1 protein-coding gene and 1 pseudogene are annotated in these 923 nt (G+C 42.3%); both read right to left on the bottom strand.

The window, feature by feature from the left end:
* On the bottom strand, positions 1-503 hold a 503-nt coding region (locus tag ACS8FC_RS15555; RefSeq protein ID WP_439297434.1), incomplete at its 3' end, for an ATPase, T2SS/T4P/T4SS family.
* Positions 504-622: 119 nt separating this feature from the next.
* Positions 623-923 (bottom strand): annotated as a pseudogene (locus tag ACS8FC_RS15560) (twitching motility protein PilT); the annotation flags it as partial.

Genomic DNA, 923 nt, shown 5'->3' on the forward strand with positions numbered 1-923 from the left:
TTATGGACAAACTCGATAGGGTCTTCTATGGTAATGATATGCCCATGAGAGTTTTGGTTACGATGTCCAATCATAGCCGCGAGTGTAGAGGATTTACCTGTGCCAGTCGCACCGACCAGCAAGATAATACCGCGCTTTTTCATGGCCAGTTCTTTGAGCGCTGGCGGCAAGCGTAGTTCCTCAACAGTTGGGATTTTATTCTCAATTTTCCGTAAAATCATTCCTGCCATATCGCGCTGTATGAATGCACTGACCCGAAAACGTGCCTGCTGTGCTTCATCAGATATAGCAAATTGACACTCGTTTGTCTCTTTAAATTCTTTTTGCTGGCTAGGGGTCATCACCCCTTTGACTAACATCATGGTTTGATCAGCTGTCAAAGGGGTTTTACCGACAGGTAAAATTTTTCCATTTACTTTCATGGAAGGCGCTACATCAGCAGTAATAAAAAGGTCAGAGCCATTTTTATTAATCATCAACTGCAATAATTTATCAATGTCCATATCGTACCTGCATTCGATGTAAGTCGATTAAAAGTTATTTAGAGTAATGTATTGAAGGTCATTTATAGAGACCAATAACAATCTAGCACCATTCACGCTTTTTTGTGACTTGGCTAAAACTATAAAAATGCCTCAGGTTGCTTGGCATAAGGACGAGCCACATCTTTACTGATGGTGCCTTTGCCAACCAAGTTTTTTAGCGTTTGATCGAGTGTAATCATGCCTTCGCCTGCACCCGTTTGGATGGCAGAATACATCTGAGCAATTTTGTTTTCACGTATTAAGTTACGGATAGCGGGTGTACCCAACATGATCTCATGAGCTGCTACACGTCCACCATTTTGACGACGTAGCAGTGTTTGTGAAATAACCGCTTGCAGTGACTCCGATAGCATCGCACGAATCATATCTTTTTCGGCG

The sequence above is a fragment of the Psychrobacter sp. 1Y4 genome (assembly GCF_051847555.1).